At 67.4% G+C, this 16,609-nt stretch carries 17 protein-coding genes and 1 tRNA gene; 13 read left to right on the forward strand and 5 right to left on the reverse strand.

All coding sequences use genetic code 11. The annotated features are described in order from the left end of the window. Window positions 1–96 precede the first annotated feature (96 nt). The 3 genes from L5G28_RS13050 to L5G28_RS13060 are packed head-to-tail and all read left to right on the forward strand — an operon-like array spanning window position 97 to window position 4,353. Window positions 97–1,884, forward strand: a complete 1,788-nt coding sequence (locus L5G28_RS13050; protein ID WP_237001891.1) for an AMP-dependent synthetase/ligase — start codon at window positions 97–99, stop codon at window positions 1,882–1,884. Between the two features lie 46 nt (window positions 1,885–1,930). Then, complete coding sequence (gene opgC, locus L5G28_RS13055; protein WP_237001892.1) at window positions 1,931–3,061, forward strand: OpgC domain-containing protein; 1,131 nt, start codon at window positions 1,931–1,933, stop codon at window positions 3,059–3,061. Further along, window positions 3,058–4,353 (forward strand): trans-sulfuration enzyme family protein, encoded by a 1,296-nt coding sequence (locus tag L5G28_RS13060; RefSeq protein WP_237001893.1) that lies wholly within the window; start codon window positions 3,058–3,060, stop codon window positions 4,351–4,353. The genes opgC and L5G28_RS13060 overlap by 4 nt, the downstream gene beginning before the upstream one ends. A gap of 10 nt (window positions 4,354–4,363) precedes the next feature. On the opposite strand, the gene L5G28_RS13065 is transcribed toward L5G28_RS13060, so the two are convergent. Beyond that, complete coding sequence (locus L5G28_RS13065) at window positions 4,364–5,866, reverse strand: DUF7782 domain-containing protein (RefSeq protein ID WP_237001894.1); 1,503 nt, start codon at window positions 5,864–5,866, stop codon at window positions 4,364–4,366. A gap of 47 nt (window positions 5,867–5,913) precedes the next feature. Between L5G28_RS13065 and L5G28_RS13070 the strand changes: the two genes are divergently transcribed. Further along, window positions 5,914–5,995: transfer RNA gene (locus tag L5G28_RS13070), tRNA-Leu, on the forward strand. An 89-nt stretch (window positions 5,996–6,084) separates the two neighbouring features. On the opposite strand, the gene L5G28_RS13075 is transcribed toward L5G28_RS13070, so the two are convergent. Continuing rightward, window positions 6,085–7,050, reverse strand: a complete 966-nt coding sequence (locus L5G28_RS13075) for an acyl-CoA thioesterase (RefSeq protein ID WP_237001895.1) — start codon at window positions 7,048–7,050, stop codon at window positions 6,085–6,087. A gap of 219 nt (window positions 7,051–7,269) precedes the next feature. Between L5G28_RS13075 and L5G28_RS13080 the strand changes: the two genes are divergently transcribed. Further along, on the forward strand, window positions 7,270–8,697 hold the full coding sequence (locus tag L5G28_RS13080; RefSeq protein ID WP_265744162.1) for a trimethylamine monooxygenase: 1,428 nt from the start codon (window positions 7,270–7,272) through the stop codon (window positions 8,695–8,697). Window positions 8,698–8,718: 21 nt separating this feature from the next. Here L5G28_RS13080 and L5G28_RS13085 read toward each other — a convergent pair whose 3' ends face one another. Then, window positions 8,719–9,381, reverse strand: a complete 663-nt coding sequence (locus L5G28_RS13085) for a DNA alkylation repair protein (protein WP_237001897.1) — start codon at window positions 9,379–9,381, stop codon at window positions 8,719–8,721. Between the two features lie 107 nt (window positions 9,382–9,488). Here L5G28_RS13085 and L5G28_RS13090 point away from each other — a divergent pair, with 107 nt between their 5' ends. The 5 genes from L5G28_RS13090 (at window position 9,489) to L5G28_RS13110 (ending at window position 12,996) form a co-directional block, all read left to right on the forward strand. Beyond that, a complete protein-coding gene (locus L5G28_RS13090) occupies window positions 9,489–10,109 on the forward strand; it encodes a phosphatase PAP2 family protein (protein WP_237001898.1) in 621 nt (206 codons plus the stop codon). Next, window positions 10,106–10,789 (forward strand): response regulator, encoded by a 684-nt coding sequence (locus L5G28_RS13095; RefSeq protein ID WP_237001899.1) that lies wholly within the window; start codon window positions 10,106–10,108, stop codon window positions 10,787–10,789. Before L5G28_RS13090 ends, L5G28_RS13095 begins: the two co-directional genes overlap by 4 nt. Beyond that, on the forward strand, window positions 10,786–12,114 hold the full coding sequence (locus L5G28_RS13100; protein ID WP_237001900.1) for a sensor histidine kinase: 1,329 nt from the start codon (window positions 10,786–10,788) through the stop codon (window positions 12,112–12,114). The genes L5G28_RS13095 and L5G28_RS13100 overlap by 4 nt, the downstream gene beginning before the upstream one ends. Before the next feature lie 37 nt (window positions 12,115–12,151). Beyond that, window positions 12,152–12,556 carry a transcriptional regulator gene (locus tag L5G28_RS13105; protein ID WP_237001901.1) on the forward strand — a complete coding sequence of 135 codons (405 nt, stop codon included), beginning with the start codon at window positions 12,152–12,154 and terminating at the stop codon, window positions 12,554–12,556. Window positions 12,557–12,639: 83 nt separating this feature from the next. Further along, window positions 12,640–12,996, forward strand: a complete 357-nt coding sequence (locus L5G28_RS13110) for a DUF3817 domain-containing protein (RefSeq protein ID WP_236997600.1) — start codon at window positions 12,640–12,642, stop codon at window positions 12,994–12,996. Between the two features lie 25 nt (window positions 12,997–13,021). Here the strand turns inward: L5G28_RS13110 and L5G28_RS13115 are convergent, their stop codons facing one another. Both L5G28_RS13115 and rph read right to left on the reverse strand, forming a co-directional pair. Continuing rightward, window positions 13,022–13,687 carry a non-canonical purine NTP pyrophosphatase gene (locus L5G28_RS13115; protein WP_308191978.1) on the reverse strand — a complete coding sequence of 222 codons (666 nt, stop codon included), beginning with the start codon at window positions 13,685–13,687 and terminating at the stop codon, window positions 13,022–13,024. Then, on the reverse strand, window positions 13,684–14,442 hold the full coding sequence (rph, locus tag L5G28_RS13120; protein WP_237001902.1) for a ribonuclease PH: 759 nt from the start codon (window positions 14,440–14,442) through the stop codon (window positions 13,684–13,686). Before rph ends, L5G28_RS13115 begins: the two co-directional genes overlap by 4 nt. Before the next feature lie 141 nt (window positions 14,443–14,583). Between rph and L5G28_RS13125 the strand changes: the two genes are divergently transcribed. The 3 genes from L5G28_RS13125 (at window position 14,584) to L5G28_RS13130 (ending at window position 16,534) form a co-directional block, all read left to right on the forward strand. After that, complete coding sequence (locus tag L5G28_RS13125) at window positions 14,584–15,846, forward strand: DUF222 domain-containing protein (RefSeq protein ID WP_237001903.1); 1,263 nt, start codon at window positions 14,584–14,586, stop codon at window positions 15,844–15,846. Window positions 15,847–16,022: 176 nt separating this feature from the next. After that, window positions 16,023–16,154: a hypothetical protein gene (locus L5G28_RS19325; RefSeq protein WP_265744165.1), complete on the forward strand. Its 132-nt coding sequence runs from the start codon at window positions 16,023–16,025 to the stop codon at window positions 16,152–16,154. A gap of 224 nt (window positions 16,155–16,378) precedes the next feature. Beyond that, entirely contained in the window at window positions 16,379–16,534 is a 156-nt protein-coding gene (locus tag L5G28_RS13130; protein WP_237001904.1) for a hypothetical protein, read from the forward strand. The last annotated feature ends 75 nt before the right edge of the window (window positions 16,535–16,609 follow it).

The following is a 16,609-nucleotide window of genomic DNA, read 5'->3' on the forward strand; positions in this document are numbered from 1 at the left end:
AGGGCTGTGACACCCCTCACCACTCTCTACGGTACTGTGCGACTCACATATCCAGCGCTGCCTGAGTTGCGCACTTCTCGCCGAAGGGGTTTCACGATGCAGGAGTACACCACTCCCTCCATCACCACCGTCGACCCGAATACGACCACGATCAGCAAGCTGCAGCAGTATCGCGCACAGCGGCCGACGTTGCCGTTGTTCAAACGCCGGAGCGACGGAGGCAACTGGGTGACAGTCACCGCCTCCCAGTTCGGTGACGAGGTCGACGAGACAGCGAAGGGGTTGATCGCCGCAGGTGTGAACGCGGGCGACCGCGTCGCACTGCTGTCGTCGACCCGCTTCGAGTGGAGCGTGCTCGACTACGCGATCTGGCGCGCGGGCGCCACCACGGTCGCGATCTATGAGACCTCCTCCCCCGACCAAGTGGAGTGGATCCTCACCGACTCGGCGGCATCGGTCCTGATCCTGGAGACCGTCGAACACCGCAGCAAGCACCAGGAGGTGATCGCCGGGGCACCCGCTCTGCGCGAGACCCTCGTCATCGACGACGGCGCCATGAACGCGCTGCGCAAGCGCGGCGCCGATGTCCCCGATTCGGCACTCGCCGAGCGGGAGTCGAACGCGACGGCAGCCGATGCCGCGACGCTGATCTACACGTCGGGCACCACCGGACGGCCCAAGGGCGTCGTGTTGACGCACCGGAATTTCCTCGAAGAGTGCGCCGCCACCGCGGAAGCCGTCGGCAACGGACTCCAGGAGGGCAAGTCGACGCTCCTGTTCCTCCCGTTGGCCCACGTATTCGCGCGCGTCGTCGCCGTCGGCTGTGTGGAGAACGCGGTCGTGCTCGGCCACACCAACGACATCCCGAATCTGGTCGCCGATCTCGCGGTGTTCAAGCCGAGCTACGTGCTGTCGGTTCCGCGCGTGTTCGAGAAGGTCTTCAACACTGCCGAGCAGAAGGCGATCGACGGCGGCAAGGGAGCGATCTTCGCCAAGGCGGTCGACACGGCGATCGAGTACAGCCGGGCCACCGAAGCCGGGAGTGCCGGCCTTGCGCTCAAGGTCAAGCACCGTGTCTTCGACAAGCTCGTCTACGGCAAGCTCCGCGACGCGCTCGGCGGGAACTGCGAGGGCGCGATCTCCGGCGGAGCCCCGCTCGGCGACCGCCTCGGCCACTTCTTCCGCGGTGCGGGCGTCCCCGTGTACGAGGGCTACGGGCTCTCGGAGACGACCGCGGCGGTCACCGCCAACAACGAGGACCACAGCCGCATCGGTTCGGTCGGCCGTCCGGTCCCAGGCGTCACGGTGAAGATCGCCGAGGACGGCGAGATCCTGCTGCAGGGCGGCATGGTGTTCACCGGCTACTGGCAGAACGAGGCGGCCACGGCCGACGCCATCCGCGACGGCTGGTTCCACACCGGTGACATCGGTCGACTCGAAGACGGCTACCTGTTCATCACCGGCCGCAAGAAGGAGCTCATCGTCACCGCGGGCGGCAAGAACGTGTCCCCGGCGCAACTCGAGGACTCGATCCGTGCGCATCCGCTGGTGAGCCAGTGCCTCGTCGTCGGCGATCAGAAGCCGTTCATCGCCGCGTTGATCACTCTCGACACGGAGGCCCTCCCCGGCTGGCTGGAACGTCACAATCTGCCCGCGTCGACACCGTTGGTAGAGCTCACGACGAACACTCAGATCCGCGCCGAGCTCGACGCCGCCGTCGCCGACGCGAACTCGAAGGTCTCGAACGCCGAGGCGATCAAGAAGTACTCGGTGCTCGACACCGACTTCACGATCGAGACCGGCGAGCTGACGCCGACGCTGAAGCTCAAGCGCAGTGTCATCCACGACTCGTACAAGCAGGCGATCGCCGACCTGTACACGTGAGCCGCGCTGATCTGACACCGCTGCGCCGGTCGCCCACCGACCTACGGTGAGGCGCGACCTCGCGATCGACGCGTTGCGGGGTCTGGCCATCTGGAGCATGGTCAGCCTTCACTTCGCCGACGGCACCTGGGCGGCCGAACCGACGCACTCATTCCCGTATGTCGACGGGATGAGTGCGTTCGTTCTGTTGTCCGGTCTCGTGCTCGGCATCGTCCACCGACGGTGGACGGAGCGTTTCTCGTTGCGGTACAGCATGACTCGTCTCCTCAGACGGATCGCGGTGCTCTACGTGTGTCAGGCGGCGGTCGGCCTGGTGGCGGTCTGGGTGGCCACGGAGATGACCGGACGCGAGTTCCGGTCGATCGCCGTGCTCCCGTATCGCCCCGACACCTGGACCAAGATCGAGTGGGCGTTGACACTCCGGTATCTGCCGAGCGGCGGCAACATTCTGCTCATGTACCTGATCTTGATGGTCGTCGCGGTCGGAGCCATCGCGCTGCTCGTGCGTGGATGGTGGCCGGTGGTGGCGACCGCGTCGATCGCGTTGTACGTGGTGAGCCAGGCGTGGCCCGCATCGTGGATGATGATTCACTCCGCGCCCGACTGGTATGGCATTCAGAACTGGGCCGCCTGGCAGATCGTGTTCATGTTGGCGTTGGTGGCCGGATGGCAGTGGGAGGCGTGGCGGATCCCCGACCGCATCGATCTCGTGCTGCCGGTGCTGATCGCGGTGTCGTTGGCGCTCGCCTTCACGATCGAGGACGTGATCCGTTCCCACGACGTTCTGCCGCATGCGAGTTTCCTGATCGACAAGGTGCATCTAGGCCCGGTCCGCGTCGTCGTCTCGTTCCTGGTGGTGACCACGTTGTACGGCGTGCTGACGCGAGTCCTACGCTGGTCTCGTCGCGACGTGCTGCGTCCGCTGGTCTCGACCGGCGCCCGCAGCCTCGACGCCTACGTGATCCAGGCGACGTGCCTTCTGGTGATCCCCGCGGTGCTGATCGAGCGCCCGTGGTCGCAGACGCTGTCGGTCGGTATGGCGCTCGGCGTCTTCGCGATCTGTTGGGCGTGGGCGGAGGCCCGCACCCGGTTCGGGATCGACAAGCTCCATCGGCTGCCCGTGCGGGCGGTCCGCGGTGCGTCGACCCGTGTTCGGCGAGGAGAGAAGGTGTCATGACAGGCCAAGGCGACTCGGGACAGGACCGGGACTCAGGACAGGACCGAGAGGGGCAGGACCGGGTGGGGCAGCGACCCGACCGGCGCGATCCGTCGACCGTCGGCGAGCAGACGTGGAGCGTGCACGGCGGCAACCACGCGCCGGGGTCCGACGCCGAAGGCGCCGCGATTCGGCTGCCGATCACGATGGCCAACTCGTACCGGCTGCCCGAGGACCCGTCGACGATGGACTGGTCGAATCCGGAGCATCTGACGTACACCCGTAACACCGGGGTCAACCAGATCGCGTTGCAGAACAAGCTGATGGCGCTCGATCACGGTGAGGACGCCGTCGCGCTCGCCTCCGGCGTGGCCGCGTTGCACGCGGTGTTCTTCGGCCATGTCTCGGTCGGCGATCACGTCGTTGTCGCCGACGCGACGTACGAGGCGACGTACAAGTTGTGGACGTCGCTGCTGCCCCGCAAGTACGGCATCGATGCGACGTTCGTCGACATCACCGACCTCGACGCTGTGCGTGCGGCGATGCGCCCGAACACACGGCTGATCGTCACCGAGGTGATCGCGAATCCGACGACGAAGGTCGCGGACATCTCGGCGCTCGCGGAGGTCGCGCATGCGGGCGGCGCTCTGCTCGTCGTCGATTCGACGTTCACTCCCCCGCCGCTGTTCCGGCCGCTCGATCACGGAGCCGACCTCGTCGTGCACTCGTTGACCAAGTACATCAACGGTCACGGCGACGCGATGGGCGGAGCGGTGGTCGGTCGGGCCGACGCAGTCGAACCGATCCGGTCGGAGGCGATGGTTGACGTCGGCGGGGTGATCTCCCCGTTCAATGCGTGGCTGATCATGCGCGGTTCGGTGACGCTGCCGCTGCGGTTGCGTCAGCATCAGGCGTCGGCGTTGGAGCTCGCGCGTTTCTTGGAGGCCGACGAGCGGATCGCGTACGTCGCCTACCCGGGGCTCGAGTCGCATCCGCAGCACGAGACTGCGATCCGCCAGTTCGGCGGGGTCGCCGGGCCGGACGCCGGTTTCGGCGGCATCATGTCGTTCGCGTTGGACGGCGACCCTGACCTGCAGAACCGTTTCGTCGCCGCACTGCGAGTCATCACCTCGGCGGTGTCCGTCGGACACGATGAGTCGTTGATCGTCCACGTCGGCACAGCCGGCCCGCGCGTCGCCGCCTACCCCGACGGTTTCCGCAGGTACGGGCACCTCCGCTTCTCGGTGGGCTTGGAAGATGTCGCCGACCTACGCGCCGACCTCGCCGCCGCACTGGACATCGCGGCTGGTTGAGGATCGCCGGTCACTCGACGACGAATAGGATTCCTCGACCGATCGCCTCACGGACGCTGGGCATGGCCGCTTCGGCGAGTGCATCGGCGTCGACGCCGTGGAAGTCGGCGAGGAGAGTGATGAGCGCGCCGAGCGGGACTTCGCCGCGGCATCCGGCGATGAGCGCCGTCAGGACTTCGTCGACCCCGAGCACTGCGCCCGGCCCCCCGGGGCGGGTGACGGATGCGCTGACCTGCTGCCAGCCGTCGTCGCCCGGCAATGACTGGGACTCGAGGAAGACCGGAGCCGTCCGCAGACGTGCGGCGAGAAGATCGGCGTCGGACGTGGCGCGAAGGAAGTCGCGTCGGTTGAACCACGCCTGCGCTTCGAAGCCGGTCACCTCCTGCCCGGCGGCAGTGATCTCCTCGATGACGACGTCGGCGGGCCGGTCCTCGACGGGTCGGCGCAATGTCACCGACCCCATGCCGACGCCGACGATGCCTTCACGTTCGAACCAGTCGAGCCAATCGGCTCCGCGGCGCGCGGCCTCGACGGGCGACTCCCCCGCGTCGGACACCCACAGCGACACGTACGTGATCGGGTCGGCGAGTTCACGTTGCACGCCCCAGGCGTCGAGCCCGCTGGCGTCGACCCAGGTTCGGATGCGCTCGTCCCAGTTCTCCTCGTCGTAGACGACCCAGTTGGCGAGGATCTGTGCGATGCCGCCCGGATTGAGGTGGGTGCGGGCGTTCTCGATGAGGTGCCTGCTCACCCCGTCACCGACGATTCCGGAGTCACGGTAGATATAGTCCTGCGCTCCGGTGCCGACGACGAACGGCGGGTTGGAGACGATCAGGTCGAACGTCTGGCCCGCGACCGGCTCGAACAGGCTGCCGTCGCGGAGGTCCCAGTTCATCTGGTTGAGGCGCGCGGTGGCCGCGGCCAACGCGAGTGCGCGCGGGTTGGTGTCGGTGGCGACGATCTCGCCGCAATGCCCGTTCATGTGCAGCGCCTGCACACCGCACCCGGTCCCCAGGTCGAGGGCCCGCGCTGCGGGTGTGCGGATGACGGCCTGCGCCAACGACATCGACGCGCCCCCGATACCCAGCACGTGGTCGTGCGCGACGGCGCCCGAACGCATCGACGCGTCCTGGTCGGCGACGACGAGGTAGTCGGCGTCGTCGCTGCCGTGCGGGCGGATATCGAGGAGCGCCCGGACACCGTGGTCGTCTCGTGCGAGGACCCCGCCGTCGACGAGATCGTCCACCGCGAGCCCGCCGAACGCGGCCGCGACGTCCGCCTCCGGTTCGGTCGAGCCGAGCAGGAAGAGCCGGATCAACGTGGCGAGCGCCTGCTTCTGCACGGGAGCCCGACGGGTCGCCCGCAGGGCGGGCCACCAGGTGCCGCCGACGAGCGCGGCGCCCGCCTGTTCGCCGAGCAGCCCGTCGATCCCGTCGGACGAGAAGTCCGCGGCGCGCAGAGCTGCGCCCAGTGCGTCGACGAGGCCGGGGTCAGCGAGAGGGTATGCCGTCACGGCCCGAGAGTACCGGTACAGTATTCCTGCACGCGTCGCGCGTGCATGCGCGAGTGGCGGAATTGGCAGACGCGCTGGATTTAGGTTCCAGTGTCTACGGACGTGAGGGTTCAAGTCCCTTCTCGCGCACCGCTCTGGCACAGCTCTCACCTATATGGACACTCGAGCCGAAATTTCGGGATCTGCGCCGTATAGGTGAGACTTCTGCCCGACACTGGTCAGATCTCGACCATGCGATGCTCCTTCGCAGGCGACCTGCGCCCGCGGATCGCGATCAGTTCCCGCGCATGCGTCTCCAACGCGACGTCTTTCGGCAGCTGGGGTGCCCACGGGGTGACGTCGGTGGCGTCGCCCGCCGTGTCGAGCGCGGCGAGAACCGTCAGACTGTGGGCGGCCAGCCGCCTGGTGTGCGACCCCTCGCGCGGCCAATGCGCATACACATGCACGGCGACGTGCATCGTCTGGCGGCCGGTGTGAATGAGCCGGGCGGTCACATCGACGACCTGACCGATGTGGATCGGCCGGTAGAAGCGAACCCCGCCCATGTAGACGGTGACGGCCTCCCCCGACCACCACCGCACCGCGCACAGATACGCGGCGTCGTCGATCCACCCCATGACGCGACCACCGTGCGCCTTGCCGCCCCAGTTGATGTCGGTGGGCGCCGCCAGGAACCGGGTCGACGCTTCGAGCGCGGCCGTCGCACCGGAGTAGTCGGCGTCGGCCATCGCCGTGGTGATCTTGCTGCGGATGTCCGACCGTTCGAGTGCGAACATCTCGCGGGCGACGTCGTCCGCGCGCATCGGAACCCACTGCCGCACCGGGGTGGGTGTGCCGTCCTCGTCCACGGCGACGAAGACCAGCAAGCATCGGCTCGCCTGGGTGAACGTGCCGACGCGCGGGTCGGCCGACCGCACTTCGCATTCGATGTGCATGCTGGTCCGGCCGGTGTGGATGAGGGTTGCGATCACCTCGACGAGGTCACCGGACGCGATGTCCCGCCCGAAGCTGATGTTCCCGACATAGGCGGTGACGCTGTAGCCGCCCGACCATGCCGCCGCGCACGCGTACGCGGCTTTGTCGACCCATTCGAGGATCCGACCGCCGCGGACACCGCCGCCAACGGTCGCCACATCCGTCGGCGCGGCCATGAAACGCAAGGTGATCTGTCGATCGTTCATCATCTCTGTTCCTCCAGTCGTTGCCACGATCCTGGCGGCGGCGGCGAACGCACTGGTCGGCGGGGTGCCGACGCGAGATGTCGGTGATCTGCCGGTAACACCGATGTCACCGTGCGGCCGAGATCCGATGCAGCGCCGACGGCCCGTATGAGAATCCGAAACGATCAATTCTAATACATGACCAGGAATTGACTTCACCGTCGCTCACTGTCGACAGTGGACATGTCATCCGGAGAGGTTCTCGCGGGTGGGAAGGTATTGGTGCAGCGTAGAAGAAGGATTGCGATCATTGGTGCGGGGCCGAGCGGAATGGCCGCCCTGCGCGCTTTCAAGTCGGCCGAGAGCCACGGCTCCGAGGTTCCGGACATCGTCTGTTACGAGAAGCAGGACGACTGGGGCGGGCAGTGGAACTTCACGTGGCGGACAGGCACCGACCACTACGGGGAGCCGGTGCATTCGAGCATGTACCGCAACCTGTGGTCCAACGGGCCGAAGGAAGCCCTCGAGTTCGCCGAGTACACGTTCGACGAGCACTTCGGCCGGCCGATCTCCTCCTACCCTCCCCGTGAAGTGCTGTGGGATTACATCGACGGCCGCGCATCGCAGTCCGGCGTGAAGGACAAGGTCCTGTTCGCGCACGCGGTCCGCTGGAGCGAGTTCGACGACGAGACGCAGAAGTTCACGCTCACCGTCGACGATCTGCGACACAAGAAGACACTCACCGAGGTGTTCGACGAGATCATCGTCTCCACCGGGCACTTCTCGTTCCCCAACGTGCCCGACTTCGACGGTATCGAGACGTTCCCCGGCGAAGTGATCCACGCCCACGAGTTCCGCGGAGCCGAGCGCTTCGCCGGCCAGCGGCTGCTCCTCATCGGCGGGTCGTACTCCGCCGAAGACATCGGTATCCAGTCGCACAAGATGGGTGCCCGCCAGGTCACGATGAGCTATCGGTCCGCGCCGCAGGGCTTCGCGTGGCCCGACGGCGTCGACGAGGTTCCGCAGGTCAGCCGGTTCGACGGCTCGGTCGCGACGTTCGTCGACGGCACGTCACGCGAGTTCGACGCAGTGGTCCTGTGCACCGGCTACCTGCACCACTACCCGTTCCTTCCGCACGACGCGCAGATCGATTCGCCGAACAACCTGTACCCGACCGGTCTGTATCGCGGCGTCACGTGGCAGGCGAACCCGAGGATTCACTACCTCGGTGCACAGGATCAGTGGTTCACCTTCAACATGTTCGACGCGCAAGCGTGGTTCGTCCGCGATCTGATCCTCGGCCGCATCGAGCTACCCGACGCCGCCGCCCGTCAGGCACACATCGACGCGTGGCTCGACGCGTACAGCAAGGTCGACGACGACCCGGCTGCCGTCCGATTCCAGGCCGACTACATTCGCGACCTGATCGACCAGACCGATTATCCGATGTTCGATCTCGACGAGGTCGTCGACACCTTCCTGGCCTGGAAGAAGGACAAGAAGTCGAACATCCTCACCTATCGCGACCAGGCGTACCGGTCGGTGATGACCGGGACGATGGCGACGGTCCACCACACCGCGTGGCTCGCTGAGCTCGACGATTCACGTGAGCGGTACCTGTCGGCGCAGCCGACAGCAGACGAAGCCCAGGGCGCCGCGGAACCCGCCTGATCGTCGACAGACGGTGAAGATCTACCCCTGTCTGCGCACCATCTCCGCGATCCACACCGGCGCGTAGGGCGAGGTGCAGCCCGGCGACGTCGGGTAGTCCTTCAGGACTTCGAGCCGCTCGCCGATCTCGACGGCGCGCTCGCGCAGTTCCGGGTGGGCGATACCGATCTGCGCGAGTGTCGTGTTCATCGCCCACTGCAATCGGTCCGGGGCGTCCTTCATCTGGGCGTCGACGGTGTCGAGGAGCGCGGGCAGGTCGAGTCCCTCCGAATCCGAGGCCACGCGACCGGCCGTCAACGACCATCCGGCAGCGGCGACGACCGGATCGGGGTCGACGGCCCACGCGATTCGCAGCGGTTCGCGGTGCGGACTCTTCTTGACGACGTAGCCGACGAACCAGTCGTGGACTTTCGGTGTTCGAGCGTCACGCAGCATCGCGTCGAGCTCGTCCGCGCCGAACTCCTTCGGCCTGCAGATCAACAACGACAGCAGGCGAGCCGCGGTGTCGGCCGTCGCCCACAGTTCGACGGCGAGCGGCTGCTGCTTCTTCAATCGTTTGGCGATGCCGCGCAGCACCGACAGTTTCACTCCGTGGTCGTCGCCGTGCCGTTCGTTGACGGCGCGCGTCTTCGGGTCGTCGTTCGCGGCCAGTTCGGCCAGCAGGTCGGGCACCTTCGCAGTCACCCAGCCACCTTACGAAACCCGGCTCACACCACCGGTTGCGACACGACTGCGACACTCCGACCGTCCGGTGCCGCGGTTCTGGGACAGTCGTCGGGCACGGTGGTTCCATGTCCGAAACCGCTTCTCGCCGCGTCGGCGCCTTCGCGGGCGCCGTCGTCGCCTTCGCGCTTCTCGCCGGAACCTTCGGCGTGTTCGTCCGGTCGTATCCCGGTCAGGCCTCTGACGAGCAGACGATGCAGTCCTGGGCCGCCCACTTCGGGAGCGACGTTCCGACCAGCGGATGGCTCGGCGACCACCAGTTGGCGGTGCTCGGGGGGATCGGTGTCGTCCTCGCCATCGTCTGCGCGGTGCGACGCTCCCCCCGGCTCGCCGGCCACGCGACGATCCTGGTCCTAGGCGCCGTCGCCATCGCCGTCTTCCTCAAGACCGGGCTGCAGCGGCCCGCTCTGGGTGTCGGGTCGTTGACCAACTCGTTCCCCTCGAACACCGTCGCCGCGTTCGCCGCGGCAGCGTTCGGGCTGATCGCCGTCAGCCCCGAGCGTCTGCGTCGTGTGGTCGCTGTCGCTTCGCTCGCCGGTACAGCGGTCGTGTCGGTCGCCGTCGTCGGACTCCAATGGCATCGCCCGTCGGACGTGATCGGCGGCTGGTTGGTCGCGGTGGCTGCTGCGTTCGCGGCCGAGTGTGTTCTGCCTGTGCGGGGTCGCTCTGTGCGACACTTGCGACGATGACGCGGCTGCTGCTGATCGAGGACGATCCACAGATCGTCGAGGCGCTCAAGATGAGTCTGGAGCGTCTCGACTACACGGTGACGTCAGTCGCGTCCGATCCCGGCGATTCGCTCCCGACTCTGCTGTCGTCGGTCGACGCCGTAATCCTCGACATCGGACTCCCCGGCTCCGACGGCTTCAGCGTCTGCCGAGCCATCCGAGCGATCAGCGACGTCCCGGTGATCATGTTGACGGCACGGTCGGACGACATCGACATGGTCGCAGGCCTCGAGGCGGGCGCCGACGACTACGTGGTGAAGCCAGTGAGCCCGCGCGTCCTCGACGCACGGGTCAAGGCCAACGTGCGCCGGGTGAACGCGGTCGAGCCGGGTTCACCACCGCGCCACGACGTCATCACGTTCGGCGGCCTCACCGTCGACCGAACGGCCGTCCAGGTGTCGCGCGACGGCGAGCCGATCGCGCTCAGCCCCACCGAGACGCGTCTCGTCTTCGCGTTCGCCGACCATCCGGGTCAAGTCCTGTCGCGAGACCAACTCCTCGAGATGGCGTGGGATCAGACGTACCTCGGCGATTCACGGCTCGTCGACAACGCGATCCAACGACTCCGCGCGAAGATCGATCCCGCCGACGTGAGTCTCATCGAGACCGTCCGCGGTTTCGGCTACCGCTTCGTTCCGTGATCTCCCGCCTGCTGCCGAGCTTGCGAGCCCGAGTGATGCTCGGGACGGTCCTCGTCGTGTGCGCAACGGCACTCGGTGTCGGCGGCGCGATCACGTTGTCGGCGCGGTCGTGGGCGTACGAGGACGCCCAGAACGCAGCGCTGGCGGTGTTCACCGAGGAAATGGAGCAGACACGCATCGACGGTCCGTCCCCGCCCGACGTGGCGGTGGTCCGCGACGGGGTGGTGACGTTCGATCGGAACGACGTCCTGTCCCAGATCCCCGACTCGGTGCGCAGCTCGGTCGAATCGTCGCCGGGCGTCTACCGATTCGAACGGCTGCCGTCGGAGCGGGTCGCGATGGGCTACAGCCGATCACACGGCGACGATCGGGTCAGCTACTTCGCCGTCCGACCTCTCGAAGGGGTCGGCGAGAAACTCGACCGGCTGCGGACCATCCTGGTCGCATCCGTCGCGGGCGCGGTGGTCCTCGGCATCGCCTTCGGCGCCTTCGTGGTGCGCACGGTGGTGCGGCCGCTGCGGACTGTGGAGTCGACGGCCAAACAGATCGCGGCGGGCGACGCGTCCGTGCGCATGCCGTCGACCGGCGTGCGCGAACTCCACGACGTGACTGCATCGCTCAACGAGATGCTCGACCAGAAGGATGCCGTGACCGCCGTCCTCCGGGACGAGGAACAGCGTTCCACCCGCTTCGTCGCCGACGTCTCGCACGAGCTGCGCTCTCCTCTCGCCGCCCTCGTGCCGGCGGCAGAGGTGCTCCACGAGGAGTTGTCCGACGACACCGGGGTCCGCGGGCGAGCGGCGCGCCTGATGTCGGAGGAGATCACCGCGTTGTCGGCGCTCGTCGAAGACCTCCTGGAGATGACCCGGCGCGACGCGGGCCTGTCCGACGTCCTGGCCGAACCCGTCGACGTGCACGCACTCATCACCGATGCGGTCCGACGACGCGGCTGGCACGACGTCCCGGTCACCGGATCGGTCGGCGGCGAGTTCTCGACCGACCCGCGCAGGCTCACCGCGATCGTCACGAACCTCGTCGGCAACGCGGTCCGCCACGGTGCGCCACCGGTCACCGTCGATCTCGAACGGCACGGCACGACGCTCACCGTCACGGTGTCCGACCACGGCGACGGCGTCTCCGTCGATCACCTGCCGCGTGTCTTCGAGCGGTTGTACAAGGCGTCGGACGCTCGAACCCGAACGGGCGGCGCCGGTTTGGGCCTGGCGATAGCCCGCGAGAACGCCCGCCTGTTGGGCGGCGACGTCGACTACCGACGCGAGTCCGGTGTGACGTCGTTCGTCGTGCGGGTCGAGCGGGCGCTGTGAGTCAGATCGCTTCGCAGTGCCAGGTACCGTGGAGGTCGTGACCGAGGCTGCATCCCCCATCCAGAAGCGACATCGCCCCGCGCTGATCGCGCTGGTCGTCATCGCGGCGGCCGCGTGTCTCGCGCTCGCGTGGTGGCAGTGGAGTCGCTTCGAGTCGACGTCTGGCACCTTCCAGAATCTGGGGTACGCCCTGCAGTGGCCGGCTTTCGCCATCGCCGTGCTCTACGCGTACCGACGGTTCGTGGTGATGGAGGCCGACCCGGACGCAGTCGTCGAGAAGACCTCCAAGCGCGGACCCGCCGAGATTCCGGACGGCATCCTGCCCGAACGGCCGAGTGCCGCCGACCCGACCGTCGCCGTCCTCGACAGCGCGCCCGACGACGCACTCACCGAGTACAACCGGTACCTCGCCGAACTCAACGACCGGCGCCCAGAAGCTTGAAAGCACAGAGGCGTGAGAACCAAGAAGCTTGAGAACCCAGAAGCGTGACTGCACCGACGCCTGACTGCACTGAAGGACGACACGTGACCGACAAGACCCCGACAGCCACCGCGACGCCAGGCCCCGTCGCACTTACGAGGATCAAGTCAGCGCTCCTGCGCTACCGGATCCTCGCCTGGATCACGGGTGTCTGGCTGCTCCTGCTCGTCGCCGAGATGATCGCCAAGTACGGATTCGACGTCGACGGCTTCGGTTGGGTCGGCATCGCCCACGGCTGGATCTATTTCATCTACTTGATCATGACGGTCGATCTCAGCATCAAGGCGCGGTGGCCGATCGGCAAGCTGATCACGACCGCCATCGCCGGTACCATCCCGTTCCTGTCGTTCTACTTCGAGCACATCCGCACCCGCGATGTGAAGCAGCAGTTCGACCTCTGATCCCTGCTGCTCGTCCGACGGATGTTCAGGCTTCCGCCAACTCCGCCAGCGCGGGAAGCAGTTGCTGCAACGCCTTGTGCCGGTGGCTGAGCGCGTCCTTCTCTGCAGGGTTCAGCTCGCCCGCGGTCCGTCCCGCGGCGATGTCGTCGTCGGGGAGGAACAGCGGGTCGTAGCCGAAGCCGCCTGTGCCGCGCCGCTCCCCCACGATCTGGCCGCGCCACTCGCCGCGGACGACGGTCTCGCTACCGTCGGGCAGCACGAGCGCGCAGACCGATACGAACGCCGCGCCCCGTCGCGGGGTCGGGACGTCGGCCAGCTGCGCGAGGAGCAGGTCGTTGTTGCGCTCGTCCTGTCCGGCCCCGTCCTGTCCGGCCCCGTTCTGTCCGGCCCCGTCCTGTCCGCCCGGACCGCTCCAGCGCGCCGACAGGATGCCCGGCATTCCGTTCAGTGCGTCAACCGCGATGCCCGAGTCGTCCGCGAGAGACGCGAGGCCGGTACGCGCCACGGCTTCCCTCGCTTTGAGGAGCGCGTTGTCCTCGAACGTCGCCCCGTCCTCGACGGGTTCGGGGTACGGGTCGACATCGCCGAGCCCGAGCACGTCGAGTCCGGTGATCTCGGCGCCGTCAACCATGCGTCTCAGTTCGGCGAGCTTCTTCGCGTTGCCCGACGCGAGCAGGACGCGTGAACTCACTTCGTCGGCGTGGGCAGGACACCCGGGTACAGCTCGGCGAGCGACTCGCGCTGAGCTTTGACGAGCTGCTCGATGCCCTCGGTCGCGACGTCGAGCATCGCGTCGAGGGTACGACGCGGGAACGTCGCACCTTCGCCGGTGCCCTGGATCTCGACGAGGGTGCCCGCGTCGGTGGCGACGACGTTCATGTCGACTTCGGCGCGTGAGTCCTCCTCGTACGGGAGGTCGAGGCGGACACGGCCGTCGACGACGCCGACGCTGATCGCGGCGATGACGCACGACAGCGGCTGCGGGTCGTTGAGCTTACCCGCGGCGCCGAGCCAGGCGACGGCGTCAGCGAGGGCGACGTACGCCCCGGTGATGGCTGCCGTGCGGGTGCCGCCGTCGGCTTGGAGGACGTCGCAGTCGATGGCGATGGTGTTCTCACCGAGTGCGGCGAGGTCGATACAGGCTCGCAGCGACCGCCCGACGAGTCGGCTGATCTCGTGGGTGCGTCCGCCGATCTTTCCGCGCACCGATTCACGCTTGTTTCGCTCGTGGGTCGCCGCGGGGAGCATCGAATACTCGGCCGTCAGCCAACCGAGCCCCGAGCCGCGCCGCCAGGACGGGACCCCCTCGGCGACCGACGCGGTGCACATGACACGCGTGTTCCCGAACTCCACTAGGACCGATCCCGCCGGATGCGAAGTGAATCCGCGGGTGAACTTGATGGGGCGCAACTCGTTGTCGGCCCTGCCGTCTTCTCGTGTGCTCACGGTCGCGATTCTATCCGGACCGCGCAGGAGCACAGTTCGGGCTCTCGGAATTGTCAGACCCCCTCCCTATAATCGAACACATAAACGATCTAACAATTAGGTTGGTCACTCATACCGAAAGGGGAAGCCGTGGAGGTCAGAATGAATGCCACGCTCATCGCCCCGAGCGCATCGTCCGGCCGGTTCGGCTCGAGCGGTTCGTACCGGGTCGACGGTGACGACCTCGCTGTCGAACTGCGGCTGCCGACCGACGGGGGCGGCGATCTGATCGCGTTCGCCGGCGAGGTCGCCGCGTGCGAAGGCACGCTCACCTGGTACCGCTACCGCGCGCTGCACGCCGCCTACGAGGGCCGCCTTGCCGACCCCGCCTACAGCGAGGACTCCGAGTACGACCGTGTGTGCAATCCGTTCACGCAGGTCGCCGCAGCGTACGCCGTCGTCGCCCACGTCGGACGTCGCGCGGCCGAGGGCTTCCTCGATCGTGCACTCGCGTGCTTCGACCGGATCCCGGCGATCGGGCGCGTGATGCGCGATGGCCTGATGTCCCCGTACGCCTTCGCGCAGGCGGTCCTGGAGACCGCGAACGTCGTCGACGAGGAACTGCTCGCCGCGATCGACGCGGACGCCGCTCTGCGCCTCCGCGAGATCGGCGGGCTGTCTGTTCCGCGCGTGGCCAAAACCGTGCGCGCGGTGGTCGTCGCGTTCGATCCCGATGCTGCGCACGAGGCACGGGAGTCGACGAAGGCCGGCAAGCAAGTCATCGTCGCACCGCTCGATGCCGACCTCTCCCAGATGATCGTCACCACATCCGCGGAGGACGCAGCACTGTCGTTCGAGTCGATCAACGCCATAATCGCGGGTGTCTGCGAACACGACCCTCGCTCGGTCGCACACCGCAGGTCCGATGCTGCGCTCGCCCGGATCAACGGCATGGCGTTCACCTGCGCGTGCGAGCGTGCCGACTGCATGGCCGAGCTCTCGGATCACGCTGTCGCAGAACGCTGCACGAACGTCGTCCTGCACGTCGTCTGCCGCAAGGAGGTCCTCGACGGCTCCGATGATTCGCCCGCCTACCTCGACGGATTCGGCCCGATCTCAGCCGAGCACGCCCGGGACATCGCGGGCCGCGCCGACGCGGTACGTCGGGATGTGGACCTCGACGACGTCGCGGCTCACCCCCACCAGGCCGCCGACCCGTACCGCCCGGACGACCGCGTGCGACGCGGTGATCCGCGGCGTGTACGGAGCATGCTCGTGGCCGGGATGCGACCGACCCGCGTGGAAATCAGATCTCGACCACGTGTGCGAGTACAACCACGACGCCCCCGCCGACGGCGGGGCCACCTGCCCGTGCAATCTCAATCCCAAGTGCCGGTTCCATCACCTGCTCAAGACATACGGTGACGGCTGGGTCGACAGTCAATTCGTCGATGCGAACGGCGTCGTCTGGACCGAGGTCACCACACCGGACGGATACACGGTGCGCCAGCAGGCCTTGAACAACTGGTTGGTCCCTGAACTCGGGCACATGCAGTGCAGGCACGGCCCACAGAGCTCGCCCGGGCTCATCGATCCGGCCGATGAGCCGCGCAGAGAGCTCACGCACCGCGAGCAAACACCGGGCCCGCGCCCACCGGCGCGCCGTCAACCGACGTGCCCGGCTCGCCGCCGAGGCCGAGTCCGACGCCCGCTGGGGCACGCCGCCGTTCTGAGTCACCGTCAGTATCTCTGACTCACCGTCATTACCGGAATCCAGATTCGAGGAGCCTTCGTTGCGGGTCAGCCACGGCCTACCGGTCGCGGTCTGCAACATCGCGCCCTGTTCATCGAAGGACCCGCGGCGCACGCGCGCCGAACCGGTCCACCGGTCGGCCGTCCGCGCCGTCCTCGGCGGTGCCAGGTATCCACCCGCGTCACCGCCGACGTGTGGGCCGACATGTTCAACCGACACAAGCTCGGCAAGCGCGACCTGCTCGATGCTGTCGTATGCCGGGCCGCCGACACTGCGGTCACCGCACCCGAGCCCGGCGAGATCATCTCCGTCGCTCGCGAAATCCGCCGCCAAAGCAGCGAATGCGAGAAGGCCCCCTAGGTGACGATGGACCGCGCTCTGCTCGACTCGCGACGGCGAGCCATCGACGAGTGCAGCCGGTGTGACCCCAACGGG

The organism is Gordonia liuliyuniae (assembly GCF_021739025.1).
Taxonomy (GTDB): domain Bacteria; phylum Actinomycetota; class Actinomycetes; order Mycobacteriales; family Mycobacteriaceae; genus Gordonia; species Gordonia liuliyuniae.

Bases quoted from the DNA above. Each gene is read 5' to 3' on its own strand.
- L5G28_RS13050 (WP_237001891.1), top strand. From the start codon at position 97: ATGCAGGAGTACACCACTCCCTCCATCACCACCGTCGACCCGAATACG.
- L5G28_RS13060 (WP_237001893.1), top strand. From the start codon at position 3,058: ATGACAGGCCAAGGCGACTCGGGACAGGACCGGGACTCAGGACAGGAC.
- L5G28_RS13075 (WP_237001895.1), bottom strand. From the start codon at position 7,050: ATGATGAACGATCGACAGATCACCTTGCGTTTCATGGCCGCGCCGACG.
- L5G28_RS13080 (WP_265744162.1), top strand. From the start codon at position 7,270: ATGTCATCCGGAGAGGTTCTCGCGGGTGGGAAGGTATTGGTGCAGCGT.
- L5G28_RS13090 (WP_237001898.1), top strand. From the start codon at position 9,489: ATGTCCGAAACCGCTTCTCGCCGCGTCGGCGCCTTCGCGGGCGCCGTC.
- L5G28_RS13095 (WP_237001899.1), top strand. From the start codon at position 10,106: ATGACGCGGCTGCTGCTGATCGAGGACGATCCACAGATCGTCGAGGCG.
- L5G28_RS13125 (WP_237001903.1), top strand. From the start codon at position 14,584: ATGAATGCCACGCTCATCGCCCCGAGCGCATCGTCCGGCCGGTTCGGC.
- L5G28_RS19325 (WP_265744165.1), top strand. From the start codon at position 16,023: ATGAGCCGCGCAGAGAGCTCACGCACCGCGAGCAAACACCGGGCCCGC.
- L5G28_RS13130 (WP_237001904.1), top strand. From the start codon at position 16,379: ATGTTCAACCGACACAAGCTCGGCAAGCGCGACCTGCTCGATGCTGTC.